10 protein-coding genes and 1 riboswitch are annotated in these 12,858 nt (G+C 67.2%); of the genes, 5 read left to right on the forward strand and 5 right to left on the reverse strand.

Going from position 1 to position 12,858, the window contains the following annotated elements; all coding sequences use genetic code 11:
• Positions 1 to 41: 41 nt before the first annotated feature.
• Positions 42 to 710, forward strand: a complete 669-nt coding sequence (locus ACFFGH_RS04565; protein WP_386665216.1) for a hypothetical protein — start codon at positions 42 to 44, stop codon at positions 708 to 710.
• A 174-nt stretch (positions 711 to 884) separates the two neighbouring features.
• The gene (locus ACFFGH_RS04570) at positions 885 to 1,073 is read left to right on the forward strand and encodes a hypothetical protein (RefSeq protein ID WP_386665219.1); all 189 of its coding nucleotides are present in this window, start codon (positions 885 to 887) and stop codon (positions 1,071 to 1,073) included.
• 110 nt (positions 1,074 to 1,183) lie between these two features.
• Here ACFFGH_RS04570 and ahcY read toward each other — a convergent pair whose 3' ends face one another.
• On the reverse strand, positions 1,184 to 2,617 hold the full coding sequence (ahcY, locus tag ACFFGH_RS04575) for an adenosylhomocysteinase (RefSeq protein ID WP_386665221.1): 1,434 nt from the start codon (positions 2,615 to 2,617) through the stop codon (positions 1,184 to 1,186).
• A gap of 47 nt (positions 2,618 to 2,664) precedes the next feature.
• Positions 2,665 to 2,792, reverse strand: a riboswitch (S-adenosyl-L-homocysteine riboswitch).
• Positions 2,793 to 2,911: 119 nt separating this feature from the next.
• On the opposite strand from ahcY, the gene ACFFGH_RS04580 reads away from it, so the two are divergent.
• Complete coding sequence (locus ACFFGH_RS04580) at positions 2,912 to 5,401, forward strand: S9 family peptidase (protein WP_386665224.1); 2,490 nt, start codon at positions 2,912 to 2,914, stop codon at positions 5,399 to 5,401.
• A 122-nt stretch (positions 5,402 to 5,523) separates the two neighbouring features.
• Here ACFFGH_RS04580 and ACFFGH_RS04585 read toward each other — a convergent pair whose 3' ends face one another.
• The 4 genes from ACFFGH_RS04585 to metK form a co-directional block, all read right to left on the reverse strand.
• A complete protein-coding gene (locus tag ACFFGH_RS04585; RefSeq protein ID WP_386665226.1) occupies positions 5,524 to 6,714 on the reverse strand; it encodes an extracellular catalytic domain type 1 short-chain-length polyhydroxyalkanoate depolymerase in 1,191 nt (396 codons plus the stop codon).
• 6 nt (positions 6,715 to 6,720) lie between these two features.
• A complete protein-coding gene (locus ACFFGH_RS04590) occupies positions 6,721 to 7,155 on the reverse strand; it encodes a ribbon-helix-helix domain-containing protein (protein WP_386665227.1) in 435 nt (144 codons plus the stop codon).
• Positions 7,156 to 7,635: 480 nt separating this feature from the next.
• Positions 7,636 to 9,180: an SDR family NAD(P)-dependent oxidoreductase gene (locus ACFFGH_RS04595; protein WP_386667357.1), complete on the reverse strand. Its 1,545-nt coding sequence runs from the start codon at positions 9,178 to 9,180 to the stop codon at positions 7,636 to 7,638.
• Between the two features lie 277 nt (positions 9,181 to 9,457).
• Positions 9,458 to 10,672, reverse strand: a complete 1,215-nt coding sequence (gene metK / locus ACFFGH_RS04600) for a methionine adenosyltransferase (RefSeq protein ID WP_386667359.1) — start codon at positions 10,670 to 10,672, stop codon at positions 9,458 to 9,460.
• Between the two features lie 150 nt (positions 10,673 to 10,822).
• Between metK and ACFFGH_RS04605 the strand changes: the two genes are divergently transcribed.
• Positions 10,823 to 11,842 (forward strand): metal-dependent hydrolase, encoded by a 1,020-nt coding sequence (locus ACFFGH_RS04605; protein WP_386665230.1) that lies wholly within the window; start codon positions 10,823 to 10,825, stop codon positions 11,840 to 11,842.
• Positions 11,843 to 12,095: 253 nt separating this feature from the next.
• Entirely contained in the window at positions 12,096 to 12,809 is a 714-nt protein-coding gene (locus ACFFGH_RS04610) for a carbonic anhydrase (protein ID WP_386667361.1), read from the forward strand.
• The last annotated feature ends 49 nt before the right edge of the window (positions 12,810 to 12,858 follow it).

The raw sequence follows: 12,858 nt of genomic DNA on the forward strand, positions 1-12,858 counted from the left end.
GAGGAACGATAGGCCTCGGGGAAGTACGCAGGCCTGTCCGGATGGCAATCAGACACCGTTTCGCCACATCGCTGATGGCGCTGATCGCATGCTTGGGCGGTGCGAATGCGCATGCCATGCCGACCGAGACGCTCGCGGACGGCACAATCCTGGTGCGACCGGCCGAGCAGGCGCTGGTGGTCAGCGGGCCGATCGGGACCAATTTCGAGGCGCATTTCCGCGCTGCGCTCAAGCGCTATCCGCAGGCGCAGGTGGTCATCGTGCGTGGGCCCGGTGGCATGCGCGGGCCGGCGCTGCGCGTCGCCGAGCTGATCAATTCGCGTGGCATGACGGTGAGGATCTCCGGCCGCTGTGCAAGCGCATGCGCGCTGCTGTGGGCCTCGTCGCGCTCCCGGGAGATGACGCCGACCTCGAAGCTGGGCCTGCATCGCAGCCGCCTGCCGGACTCGGTGATGCTGCCGGCGCCAATCGAACAGCGCCTCGTCGCCCGGAACGATCGCGAGACCGACCGCGTGCTGCGCGATGCCGGGTTCTCGCTGCAGCTGATCGCGCAGGGCAACCGTGCGTCGCCCACGTCGATGAGCTGGTTCACACCGGTCGAGCTGCAACGCAACGGTGTGCCGTTCACGCTGCTGGGCAACCCGCTGCCGGGAGCAGCCGTGCACCTTGCGGCGAACGCGACCGTGACGACGCAGCCGACGCAGCAGTAGCGACAAGCGGGCGGTCGGTCGCCCGGCGCCTTCGCAGCGCATGTCCAAGCTCAGCAGGCGGAAGCGCGCCTGCATTGCATCGCTATTCGTACCGACCGCAAATGCTCGCGCTGGCCAAGACCCGCAGCTAACGGCAGGCGGCCTAAGGTCGATGCGGATATCGAGGAGGCCGACATGAACAACGACCGCAACAATTCCGCGTCCGGTGCGAACAATGGCCAGCGCGAGCAGGACCGTGAACTGCCCAATCGCGAAGGCGACCCGCGCAAGCGCGGCCAGCAGGACCTGCGCACGATGGGCGAAGCCGAGGATGGGCTCCGCAAGGACGATCCGAGCCGCGCCCCGGAATCCGGAACACCGTAAGCAGGGTCGAAACCCGCGGCCGCGGCCTACGGGTCGCGGCTACGCTGCCGCAGAAAACAAAACGGGCGCCTGGGCGCCCGTTTCGTTATCACTGCGTTGTAAGCCCGCGATCAGTAGCGGTAATGGTCCGGCTTGTACGGGCCTTCCACCGGCACGCCGAGGTACGCGGCCTGCTCGTCGGTGAGCCTGGTCAGCACCACGCCGATCTTCTCCAGATGCAGTCGCGCGACTTCCTCGTCGAGCTTCTTCGGCAGGATGTAGACCTTCGGCTCGTACGCATCCTTGTTCGCCCACAGGTCGATCTGCGCGAGCGTCTGGTTTGAGAACGAGTTCGACATCACGAAGCTCGGGTGGCCGGTCGCGCAACCGAGGTTCACGAGGCGGCCTTCGGCGAGCAGGAAGATCGAGTTGCCGTTGTCGAACGTGTACTTGTCGACCTGCGGCTTGATGTTCGTGTGCTGCGCGCCCGAGGCGTACAGCGCATCGACCTGGATCTCGTTGTCGAAGTGGCCGATGTTGCAGACGATCGCCTGGTCCTTCATGCCCTTCATGTGCTCGAGCGTGATCACGTCCTTGTTGCCGGTCGTGGTCACGTAGATGTCGCCACGGCCGAGCGTGCTCTCGATCGTGTTGACCTCGAAGCCTTCCATCGCCGCCTGCAGCGCATTGATCGGGTCGATCTCGGTGACCACGACGCGGGCGCCGTACGCGCGAAGAGAGTGGGCCGAACCCTTACCGACGTCGCCGTAACCGCACACGACCGCGACCTTGCCCGCGAGCATGACGTCCATCGCGCGCTTGAGGCCGTCGGCCAGCGACTCGCGGCAGCCGTAGAGGTTGTCGAACTTGCTCTTGGTGACCGAGTCGTTGACGTTGATCGCCGGCACCAGCAGCTTGCCCTGCTGCGAGAGCTGGTACAGACGGTGCACGCCGGTCGTGGTCTCTTCCGAGACGCCCTTCCATTCCTTGACGACGCCGCTCCAGAAGCCCGGGCGCTCCTTCGCGACGCGCTTGAGCAGGTTCTTGATGACCTGCTCCTCGTGCGAGGCGGAAGCGCTGTTCACCCAGTTGGTGTCGCCCTGCTCGAGCTCGTAGCCCTTGTGGATCAGCAGGGTGACGTCGCCGCCGTCGTCGACGACGAGCTGCGGGCCCTTGCCGCCCGCGAACGACAGCGCATCGAGCGTGCAGTCCCAGTATTCCTCGAGCGTTTCACCCTTCCACGCGAACACCGGCGTGCCGGTCGCGGCGATCGCGGCGGCAGCGTGGTCCTGAGTCGAGAAGATGTTGCACGAGGCCCAGCGCACGTCGGCGCCGAGATCCTTCAGGGTCTCGATCAGCACCGCGGTCTGGATCGTCATGTGCAGCGAGCCGGTCACGCGCACGCCCTTGAGCGGCGCATCCGGTGCGTACTTGTTACGGATCGACATCAGGCCCGGCATTTCATGCTCGGCGATGTCGATTTCCTTGCGGCCCCAGTCGGCCAGCGAGATATCGGCAACCTTGTAATCGCCTTCGGTCGAGAAGGTCTTGGGCATAGCGTTCATACGTGCTCCGAAGCGGGCAATACGCCGTGGTCGAACAGGCGGATCGCGGACATCGGGCGCCGTTTACAGAAGAGATTTCGCCGAGCCTGGCCGTTGCCCTGTAAGTCCGCACACGCATGTGCGGGCTTGGCGGAAGAATCCGCACGGTGCAGCGGTCGCAGCGCCCCTCGGTGAATCGCCACAATTGTACCGGCTCGGGCGCCGCCCAGCCGATATGCTCGGGGTCGCGCTAAGGGACGGGCAGGAGATGTGAGCCGTGTCCCGCTGCGAACACATCCATTCCAACGGTTGCCCATGAACAAGATCGCGCCGCGGCGCCACGCCGCCTTTCTGCTGCTCGCCTTGCTGTCGTGGTCGACGCTCGTCGCCAAGGCGCCTCCCGCGGCTGCGCCCGCTCCGGCGGAAAAGGCCGCCAGCGGCTACCGGCTGCCGCCGGCCGCGCTGCAGGCGATCGTCGATGCGCCGCGCCCGCCCCAGTTGCTGCTCGGCCCCAAGCGCGATCTTGCCGCGCTGATGCAGGTGCCGCCATTGCCGTCGATCGAAACCGTGGCCCAGCCCGAGCTCAAGCTCGCGGGCATGCGGATCAACCCGCGGACCTATTCGGACAGCCGCTTCAGCTTCGGCAGCGACCTGTGGCTGATGGAGGTCGGCTCCGGCAAGGAACTGCGCATTGAAGGCCTGCCGCAGCCGCTGTCGATCGCGACCACCACATGGTCACCGGACCAGTCGCAGCTCGCGTTCAACCATGTCGATCCGCGCAGCGGGGCGAACGAGCTCTGGGTGGTCGACGTCGCAACGCGTCGCGCGCGGCGCATCGCGAGCGACCTCAACACCGTTGCCGGTCGCGGGTACCACTGGCTCCCCGACAGTCGGCGCCTGCTGGTGACGCTGCGCGCCGGCGGTGAAGCGCCGGTGTCGGACGGCGTTCCGACCGAGCCGAACATCCAGCAGACGGGCCCGGGCGGGACTGTGCGATCAATGCGCACCTACCAGGACCTGCTGAAGAACGAGCACGACGCTAAGACGTTCGAGCACTACCTGCGCTCGCAGCTCGCACTGGTATCGCTGGACGGCACGCAGCAGAAACTCGGCTCGCCCGAAATGCGCACCACGGCCGCGCCGTCGCCGGATGGGCGGCACGTGCTGAGCGTCGCGATCGAGCGGCCGTTCTCGTACCTCGTGCCGGTCCACTTCTTCCCGCAGCGCATCGAAGTGCTCGGGCTCGACGGGCGCGTGTTGCACACGGTCGCTAAACGGCCGCTCGTCGAAGGCCTGCCAACCGGTAACGATGCGGTGCCGACCGGCGTGCGCGCGATCGGCTGGCGCAGCGATGCGCCGGCGGCGCTGGTTTGGGCCGAGGCGCGCGACGGCGGCGATCCCGCCGTCGAAGCCGACGTGCGCGATGAGGTGCTGATCCAGGCCGCGCCGTTCAAGCAGGCGCCGGCGGTGCTTGCCAGGCTCGGCAGCCGGTATGCCGGCGCCGAGTGGGGGCGCGGCGATCTCGCGCTCGTGGACGAGTACTGGTGGAAGACGCGCCAGACCAAGCGCTGGCGCGTCGCGCCGGATGCGCCTTCCACCGCACCGGTGCTGTTGCACGAAGGCTCGAGCGAGGACCGCTACAACGACCCCGGCGACCCGGTCACCGTGCGTGACGCGGCCGGCTTCGAGCGCCTGCTGGTCGGCAAGGGCGACACGCTGTTTCTGATCGGTGACGGTGCATCGCCGGAAGGCGACCGCCCGTTCGTCGACCGCTGGCAGCTGGCCGATGGCAGCAAGTCGCGGCTGTTCCATTCGCAGGCGCCGCATTACGAATATCCGTACGCGCTGCTCGACGATGCAGGGCAGTCGCTGCTGACGCGTCGCGAGGCGCCGAGCGACCCGCCGAACTACTTCGTACGCAATGGCGACGGGACGCCACGCGCGCTGACGCGCTTCGAGCATCCGGCCCCGCAGCTCAAGGGCGTTACCAAAGAGCAGATCCGCTACAAGCGCAAGGATGGCGTCGAGCTGACCGGCAACCTCTACCTGCCGCCGGGCTACGACCCCAAGCGCGACGGCCCGCTGCCGCTGCTGATGTGGGCGTATCCGGCCGAGTTCAAATCCGCTAGCGCGGCCAGCCAAGTTACCGATTCGCCGTACCGCTTCAACGCGATCGGCTACTGGGGCCCGCAGCCGTTCCTCGCGAGGGGCTTCGCGGTGCTCGACGATCCGTCGATGCCGATCGTAGGCGAGGGCGACGCCGAGCCGAACGACACCTATGTCGAGCAGCTGGTCGCGAGTGCGGAAGCGGCCGTCGATGAAGTCGTGCGGCGCGGTGTCGCCGACCGCAACCGCATCGCGGTCGGCGGGCATTCGTACGGTGCGTTCATGACGGCGAACCTGCTTGCCCACACGCGCCTGTTCAAGGCCGGCATCGCGCGCAGCGGCGCCTACAACCGCTCGCTGACGCCGTTCGGCTTCCAGGCCGAGGAGCGCAACTACTGGCAGGCGCGTGACACCTATACGGCGATGTCCCCGTTCAACCACGCGCAGACCATCAAGGATCCGCTGCTGATCATCCATGGCGAGCAGGACAACAACTCGGGCACGTTCCCGATCCAGAGCGAGCGGCTGTTCGCGGCGATCAAAGGCCTGGGCGGTAACGCACGCCTGGTGATGCTGCCGAACGAATCGCACGGCTACCGCGCGCGCGAGTCGATCCTGCACATGCTGGCCGAGACCGACGCGTGGCTGGAACAGCACGTCAAGAACGCGGCGGTAGCGGCACCGGCATCCACGAAATAGACGTCGGTCCGGGTTACATCAGACAGGGCGCTTCGGCGCCCTGTTTTTTTGTAAGCCGCGGCAACCGATCAGCGGTGGCAGTCACTGCTGGCCACCGGTTGCTGATCGCGCGTCGGTCGCAGTCAGCCCGCTTGCGACAGGAAGAAGCGGACCATTTCGGCGGACGCGTCCGGGCCGCGTGCATCGGTGTACGAGCCCTGCGGACTGCCGCCCGACCAGGCATGGCCAGCGCCGTGGAGCTTCCATTCCTCGACGACCGCGCGCCCCGAGCCATCGGTGTGGATCGTGCGCTCGTACTGGCTGCCGCCCGCGGCCGAGCCGCGCTGGCGGTCGGCACGAAGCGCGGGCTCGCCGGCCTGCACGCGTGTCGCGTGCTCGCCGATCGCCGCGCCGTTGCGGATGTCGACAGTCTGGTCGCGGTCGCCATGGAAGATGATCGTCGGCACGCGGCGTCCGCCCGCCGATGGCGTCGTCCGGCGATTCGCACCACCGATCGACTGGCCCTTCATCGCGCCGAATGCGGATGGCATGTCGTGCGCGGCGCCGTAGGCCAGGCCCGAATGTGCGCCGACCGCGGCATAGAGATCGGGGTAGGTTTCGCCGAGGATCACCGCCATCGCTGCACCGGCCGAAAGCCCGGCCACGAAAATCTTGCTTGGATCGACGCGGTGGTTCGCGGCGATTTCGCGGGTGATGCCAGCGATCAGCGCGGGCTCACCGCGGTCGCGTTGCTGGTCTTCGGCGCGGAACCAGTTCCAGCACTTCGAGCCGTTCGCGTTCGCGGCCTGCGCCGGATACGCGACGAGGAAGCCGTGGCGCTCGGCCAGCGAGTTCATGCGTGTACCGGCGGCAAAGTCGTCCGGCGACTGCGTGCAGCCGTGCAGCATCACCACCAGCGGCATCGATACCGAGCCGCTGTCGGAGTAGCCCGAGGGAACGTAGAGCTTGTAGGTCCGGCTGCCGGCGGCATTGGAGAACGAGCGGCTGACGAACGTGCCCGGCTGCGCGGACGCACCGGGGCTTTCGGCCCGGTCCACCACTTCGACCGTCGTGCGGTACACCTTTTGTTCGGCGCGGTCGGGTGCTGCAGCGCCGGGCCCGGAATACAGGCCGGCGTCCGCGAGTGCGCGCTGGATCGTGTCCGTGACCCCTTGCATCTTGCCGGCGTCCTGCGCGCGGCCCGCACTGGCGAGCGCCCGCTGGATCGTGTCGGTCAGCGCAGCCGGATCGAACCGGCCGTCGACATGTGGCGCCGTGGCGTCCTTGCGGCGTGCGGATGCGTCGAGCAACTTCTTGAGAAATGCAGTCTTCATAAGGCCTCAGTGGATCCGGTCCGCAAGGGCAGCGCGCACGGCCGGGCTGGCCTGGAAAGCGCCGAGCACGGTGATCGATTGAATCGTGGCGCGGGCGAGTTCGGGGGTGACGTCGTCGGCGATCCGGGCAAGCCCGACCGCCTGGATATGCAGCGTTTCGCCTGCGGCGGCGACGCGCTCCAGATCCGCCCGGGAGATGTGCTGCAGGCCCAGGTGCAAAGCCCGACGGGCGACGGTCTGGCGCAGCGCATCCGAGTGCGCGGCCAGCTGGTTGCGGACGGCGGTCCGGATCATGTCGGTGCGGTTTGAATAGAACCCTTCCTGCACCAGAAGGTCGATCTGACCGAGGTCGACGACGCCGAGGTTGACCGTCAGCTTCTCGGTTTCGCCGCCGCCGCGCGGACGTACTTCAATGTCAGTGCCGGGCATCGCGCCATCCACGTGGAATCCAATTGGATGGATAGCACCACGTTATGTTGCACTGCACAAGCGCGGCCGGGGCTGGCGTTCAGGCACGACGTTTCCGGAGGGGCCGGCTGCCGAGTGGCTGCCTTTCAGCAGTCCGCGCGCGGCCGATCGACGCCGCAGGTGATGGACGGCAGGCGGTATGCGGCGGGCCGCCTCGACCTGCTACGGGCTTTCTCGCGGTCAGCGCATCGGATCACAACGCGTGTGCAGCTGTCCGCATGGGCGTACGCCAAGGCCGGTCTGCATCTGGACCCATTCGCGAGGTGAGGGAGTGCATACCGCGGGCCTGCAGCACCTTGGACCGCAGGCGGCGATGCGGTCGAGCGCCGGCTGCTCCCGGTGCCTCCGACGTCGCCATGCCAAAGCATTCGCGTCCGTGGCCTGCGGCGCGCCCGTGCATGGAAGACCCCGCCTGCCGCCCACGCATCTTCGCGAGCGGCAGGCGGCTTCGGCTTACCAATCCGTAGGCCGGTAGTCCTTCAGGAACTGGCCCCAGACGTGCTCGCCGGTGTTGATGCCGGCAATGATCGGATCGACGATGCGCGCGGCGCCGTCGACGATGTCCAGCGGCGGGTGGAACCGTTCTTCCACCACCTTGCGCGCAGCGATCTCCACCGGATCCTCGTCGGTCACCCAGCCGGTGTCGACCGAGTTCATGTGGATGCCGTCGCCGTGGTAATCGGCCGCGGCGGTGCGCGTCATCATGTTGAGCGCGGCCTTCGCCATGTTGGTGTGCGGATGCTTCGTGGTCTTGAAGTTGCGGTAGAACTGCCCCTCGACCGCGGACACGTTGACGATGTGCTTGTCGAAGCCCGGCGTGCGCAGCATCAGCGGCTTCAGGCGCGCATTGATGATGAACGGTGCGACGGCGTTGACCAGCTGGGTCTCGAGCAGTTCGACCGACGGCACCTCGTGCATCTGCAGGCGCCACGAATTGCGCCCCCGCAGGTCGACCTGCTGCAGGTCCTGGTCGAGCCGGCCTTCGGGGAACAGGTGCTTCTGGCCCAGCAGTTCCTCGGCCAGAAGCGGCACCTGCGACAGCTCCGCAGCGCGCGTCAGGCCGGCGGCATCACGCAGCGCCTGCGGGTCCGCCAGCCGCGCGATCGCATCCGCGCCATCGCCCGAAGCCGCCTCCGGCAGCATGTTGTAACTGCGCAGCCCTTCATACCGGCCGATCAGCCGGCGGATCGTTTCCGGCGCCTCATGCAGCGCCGCGGTCTCACCGGCCATCATGTGGGCGTAGAACTCCGGCGGGCGGCGCACGGTCTGGCAGGCGTTGTTGATGATGAAATCCAGCCGTTCGCGCGTGGCAAGCAGCTGACTGCAGAACGCTTCGACGCTCGGCGTATGGCGCAGATCGAGGCCGAACACCTCCAGCCGGTGGCCCCATTGCTCGAAGTCCGGCTCCTGCGCGTAGCGCGCTGCCGAATCGCGCGGGAAACGAGTGGTCACGATCAATTCCGCACCAGCGCGCAGCAACTTCAGGCCGGCCTGGTAGCCGATCTTGACGCGGCCACCGGTCAGCAGCGCGACGCGGCCGGTGAGGTCGGCCAGTTCGGTGCGTTTGAAGAAGTTGAACTCCGCGCACGGCGGGCAGAGCTGGTCGTAGAAGTGGTGCACGCGGGTGTACTTCTGCTTGCACACGTAGCAGTGCAGCAACTCGGGCGACTCGCGCTGCGCATCGTGCGCAAGCGACTCCAGCGCAAGATGCGCGCCCGCGGCGGTCGGCGGGAAATAGTTCGGTGTGGTGAACACCGGCTTGCGGCGCAGTTCGCGGATTCCCGTGCTGTCGAGCAATGCCTCGGTGCTGCGTGCAAGTTCGGCATTGCGCTGGCGCTGGAGCGTTTTGGTCTTCTTCCGCTTCATCCGCCGCTCGGGCGAGTGCACCTGCGCGACGGCCCGGTGCAGGCGCGCCCGGTCCTCTTTGGGCAGCGCATCAAGCACCGAGCGATCGGCGGCGATGGCTTCGAGCAGTTCGATCGCACTGCGCGTATCCACCGGCGCCGCCGTCGGTGCAGCGGAGTTGTTCTCGGACGAGTGGGCGGGCTCGGCGTCCGCGGAGGTGCGATTCGGGTGTGCGTGTGTCACGACAGGAAAATCCATGGCAGGCCGGAGCGGCCGGTTGACGTCCGCGCTGGATGCGCGGGATGGAACCTCGGCCGGCGAGTATCGGCCTTTGCGGCTGACCAAAACAGAACGGGCCGCCCGGATGGGCAGCCCGTTTGTCGTGCGCCGCCCTTCGGATCCGGGCAGCGCGCGAAGTCGTGCGTGTCGCTTACTTGATGCCGGCCGCGCTGCGCAGTTCCTCGGCCTTGTCCGTCTTCTCCCACGAGAACGCAGTCGCGGTGTGCTCCATGCCGCCTTGGTCGCGGTAGGTGACCTGCTCCGGCGCACGGCCGAAGTGGCCGTAGGCCGCGGTCGGCTGGTACACCGGGTGGATCAGGTCGAGCATCTTCACGATGCCGTACGGACGCAGGTCGAAATGCGCGCGGATCAGCTTCTCGATCTGCTCGTCGGAGATCTTGCCGGTGCCGAACGTGGTGACCGAAATCGAGGTCGGCTCGGCGACGCCGATCGCGTACGAGACCTGCACTTCGCACTTGGTCGCCAGGCCCGCAGCAACAATGTTCTTCGCGACGTAACGCGCGGCGTACGCGGCCGAGCGGTCCACCTTCGAAGGATCCTTGCCCGAGAAAGCGCCACCACCGTGGCGTGCCATGCCGCCGTAGGTGTCGACGATTATCTTGCGGCCGGTCAGGCCGCAGTCGCCGACCGGACCGCCGATCACGAAGATGCCCGTCGGGTTGATGTGCACCTTGTTCTTCGGCAGCTGCGACAGCCACTCGGCCGGCAGCACCGGCTTCAGGATGTGCTCGTACACGGCGTCGACGAGGTCGTTCTGCGCGATGCCCGGATCGTGCTGCGTCGACAGCACCACGGCGTCGAGGCCGACGACCTTGTGCTCGTTGTCGTAGCGCAGCGTGACCTGGCTCTTCGCGTCCGGACGCAGCCAGTTCAGCGTGCCGTCCTTGCGGACCTTCGCCTGCTGCTCGACCAGGCGGTGGCTGTAGTAGATCGGCGCCGGCATGAACTCCGGTGCTTCATCGACCGCGTAGCCGAACATCAGGCCCTGGTCGCCCGCGCCCTGTTCCTCGGGGCTGGTGCGGTCCACGCCCGCGGCGATGTCCGGCGACTGCTTGCCGAGCATGTTGATGATCGCGCAGGTATGACCGTCGAAGCCGACGTTCGAATTGTCGTAGCCGATGTCGTTGATGACCTTGCGCGCGAGCGCCTCGATGTCGACCCACGCGGTGGTGGTGACTTCACCCGCGACGATCGCCGCGCCGGTCTTCACCATCGTCTCGCAGGCCACGCGGGCGCGCTTGTCCTGGGCGAGGATCGCGTCGAGCACCGCATCGGAAATCTGGTCGGCGATCTTGTCCGGATGGCCTTCAGACACGGATTCGGAGGTGAACAGGTAGCTGGACATCGAGGCTATATCCTTGCATCGGGATAAAAGGATGGCCGCGCATGATACAGGCTCCGCCCGGTCGGCGCATTGTGCGGACGGACGCGCGGCAGGCCGGTTAAGCCAGCAATGGCCGGGCCCGTGGTCGAGCCAGCGCGCTAGCATGCGCGCATGGATTCCGTGACCCAGATTGTCCTCGGCGCCGCCGTGGCGGCCGCGATCGCACCGCCCGGCCACCGCCGTGCCGCGCTGCTGGCCGGCGCCGCGCTCGGCACGCTGCCCGACCTCGACTTCATCCCGATCAACCTCGTGACCGATGACCCGGTCGCGCGGATGACCTGGCACCGCAGTTTCAGCCACTCATTGCTCGTGCTGCCGATCGTCGCCTGGGCGCTGTGGGCGTGGTTCCGCAGCCGCGGCGGTAGGGTCGCGCAGGCGCCCCGGCGCTGGTTCTGGGCGATGCAGCTCGCGCTCGTCACGCATCCGCTGCTCGATGCATTCACCGTCTACGGCACGCAGTTGCTCTGGCCGCTGCCGCCGCGGCCGGTGATGTGGTCGAGCGTTTTCATCATCGATCCGCTCTATACGATCTGGCTGCTGATCGCATGCATCGCCGCCTGGTGGCTGCGCGAGCGACGCGGCGCGCAGCGTGCACTGGTCGCGGGGCTGGTGCTGAGCACGGCCTACCTCGGCTTTTCGCTGCTCGCGAAAGCGTCGGTGGATCGTGTCGCCGACGCTTCGCTTGCACGCATGGGGCTGGCCGACGCGTCGCGGTTCTCGGTGCCGATGCCGTTCAACACGCTGCTGTGGCGCGTGGTCGCGATGACGCCGGATGGATTCGTCGAAGGCGAACGCTCGATCGTGGCCGACCGCGGCCCGATGCAGTTCCGCCACTACCGTTCCGACACCGCCGCCTTGCATGCGGTCGCGGACTTTCCGGTCGTGCGCCGACTCATGTGGTTCAACCATGGCTTCATGAAGGCGGAGCAGCGCGACGGCCAGCTTGTGCTTTCCGATCTGCGCATGGGCAGCGAGCCGGACTACACGTTCCGTTTCGCAGTCGCCGAACGCCACGGCGACCAGTGGCGAGCGATCGATCCTCAGCAGATCGAATGGCCGTGGGACGCCGCGCGCCGGCTCGAATGGATGTGGCAACGCATCTGGTCCCAGCCTCCGCGGACTGCAAAATAACGGCGGCGTCGCGCGCCGTAATGCATGCGGCAACGACGCGGGTGAACAATGCGTGCACCGTATTGTTCGTCCTGCATGGCAGGATGCATTGGCACCGGCCTGGATCAGACGGTTATCGACGCGCGGTGCGAAAGCCCTTCCGCCGAAACCGATGAGGTCCAACATGAGCAACCAGATTCCGCCCTCTCCGAGCCGTCGCCGAGCACTCGGTGCCATGTGCGCCTGCAGTGGCGCCGCAGCCGCCGCACCGTTGTTGAGTTCGGCTGCACTGCGCACGCTTGCGCTCGGCGCCACGGGCGCAGCCGGTGTTGCCGCATCATCCGCCGCAGTTGCAGCGCCGGCCGGTGCCAAGCCGATCGGTCCCCCGAAGACCACGCTTACGCCGGACCAGGCACTGCAGCGCTTGAAGGATGCGAACAACGCATTCATTTCCGACAAGGCGCCGACATCGCCGCTGGGTCGCAAGCGCCGCCTTGAACTTGCGCAGGGACAGGCGCCGTTCGCGGTACTGCTGAGCTGCTCGGATTCGCGTGTGCCGCCGGAAATGCTGTTCGGACAGGGGCTGGGTGATCTGTTCACCGTGCGCGTTGCCGGCAACACGGTGTCCCCCGAAGGGCTCGGCAGCATCGAGTACGCGGTCGCCGAACTCGGGGTTCCGTTGATCGTTGTGCTTGGTCACGAGCGTTGCGGCGCGGTTGCCGCAGCGGTGTCCATCGTTCGCGACGGTGCGCGCTTTCCAGGCGCGATCGGCGAGATGGTCGGGCCGATCCTGCCCTCGGCGATCCATGCGAAGAACGAGAAGGGCGACTGGCTCGACAACGCCGTGCGTCTCAACGTTGTCAACGTAGTCGAGCGTCTGAAGGTCTCCGGCAAGCTGCTCGAAGACCCAATCGCTGCGGGCAAGCTCAGGATCGTCGGTGCGCGCTACGACCTTGACGACGGCAAGGTGGACTTCTTCCACACCTGATCGCGCAGCAGCCTTCCGCCTTGGCGGACGTGCCTCACGGGCCCGTCCG

The organism is Lysobacter korlensis, from assembly GCF_042434515.1.

What these genes read in the sequence shown, in the direction of transcription:
- ACFFGH_RS04565 (WP_386665216.1), top strand. Translation starts at nt 42, where the DNA reads ATGGCAATCAGACACCGTTTCGCCACATCGCTGATGGCGCTGATCGCA.
- ACFFGH_RS04570 (WP_386665219.1), top strand. Translation starts at nt 885, where the DNA reads ATGAACAACGACCGCAACAATTCCGCGTCCGGTGCGAACAATGGCCAG.
- ahcY (WP_386665221.1), bottom strand. Translation starts at nt 2,617, where the DNA reads ATGAACGCTATGCCCAAGACCTTCTCGACCGAAGGCGATTACAAGGTT.
- ACFFGH_RS04580 (WP_386665224.1), top strand. Translation starts at nt 2,912, where the DNA reads ATGAACAAGATCGCGCCGCGGCGCCACGCCGCCTTTCTGCTGCTCGCC.
- ACFFGH_RS04585 (WP_386665226.1), bottom strand. Translation starts at nt 6,714, where the DNA reads ATGAAGACTGCATTTCTCAAGAAGTTGCTCGACGCATCCGCACGCCGC.
- metK (WP_386667359.1), bottom strand. Translation starts at nt 10,672, where the DNA reads ATGTCCAGCTACCTGTTCACCTCCGAATCCGTGTCTGAAGGCCATCCG.
- ACFFGH_RS04605 (WP_386665230.1), top strand. Translation starts at nt 10,823, where the DNA reads ATGGATTCCGTGACCCAGATTGTCCTCGGCGCCGCCGTGGCGGCCGCG.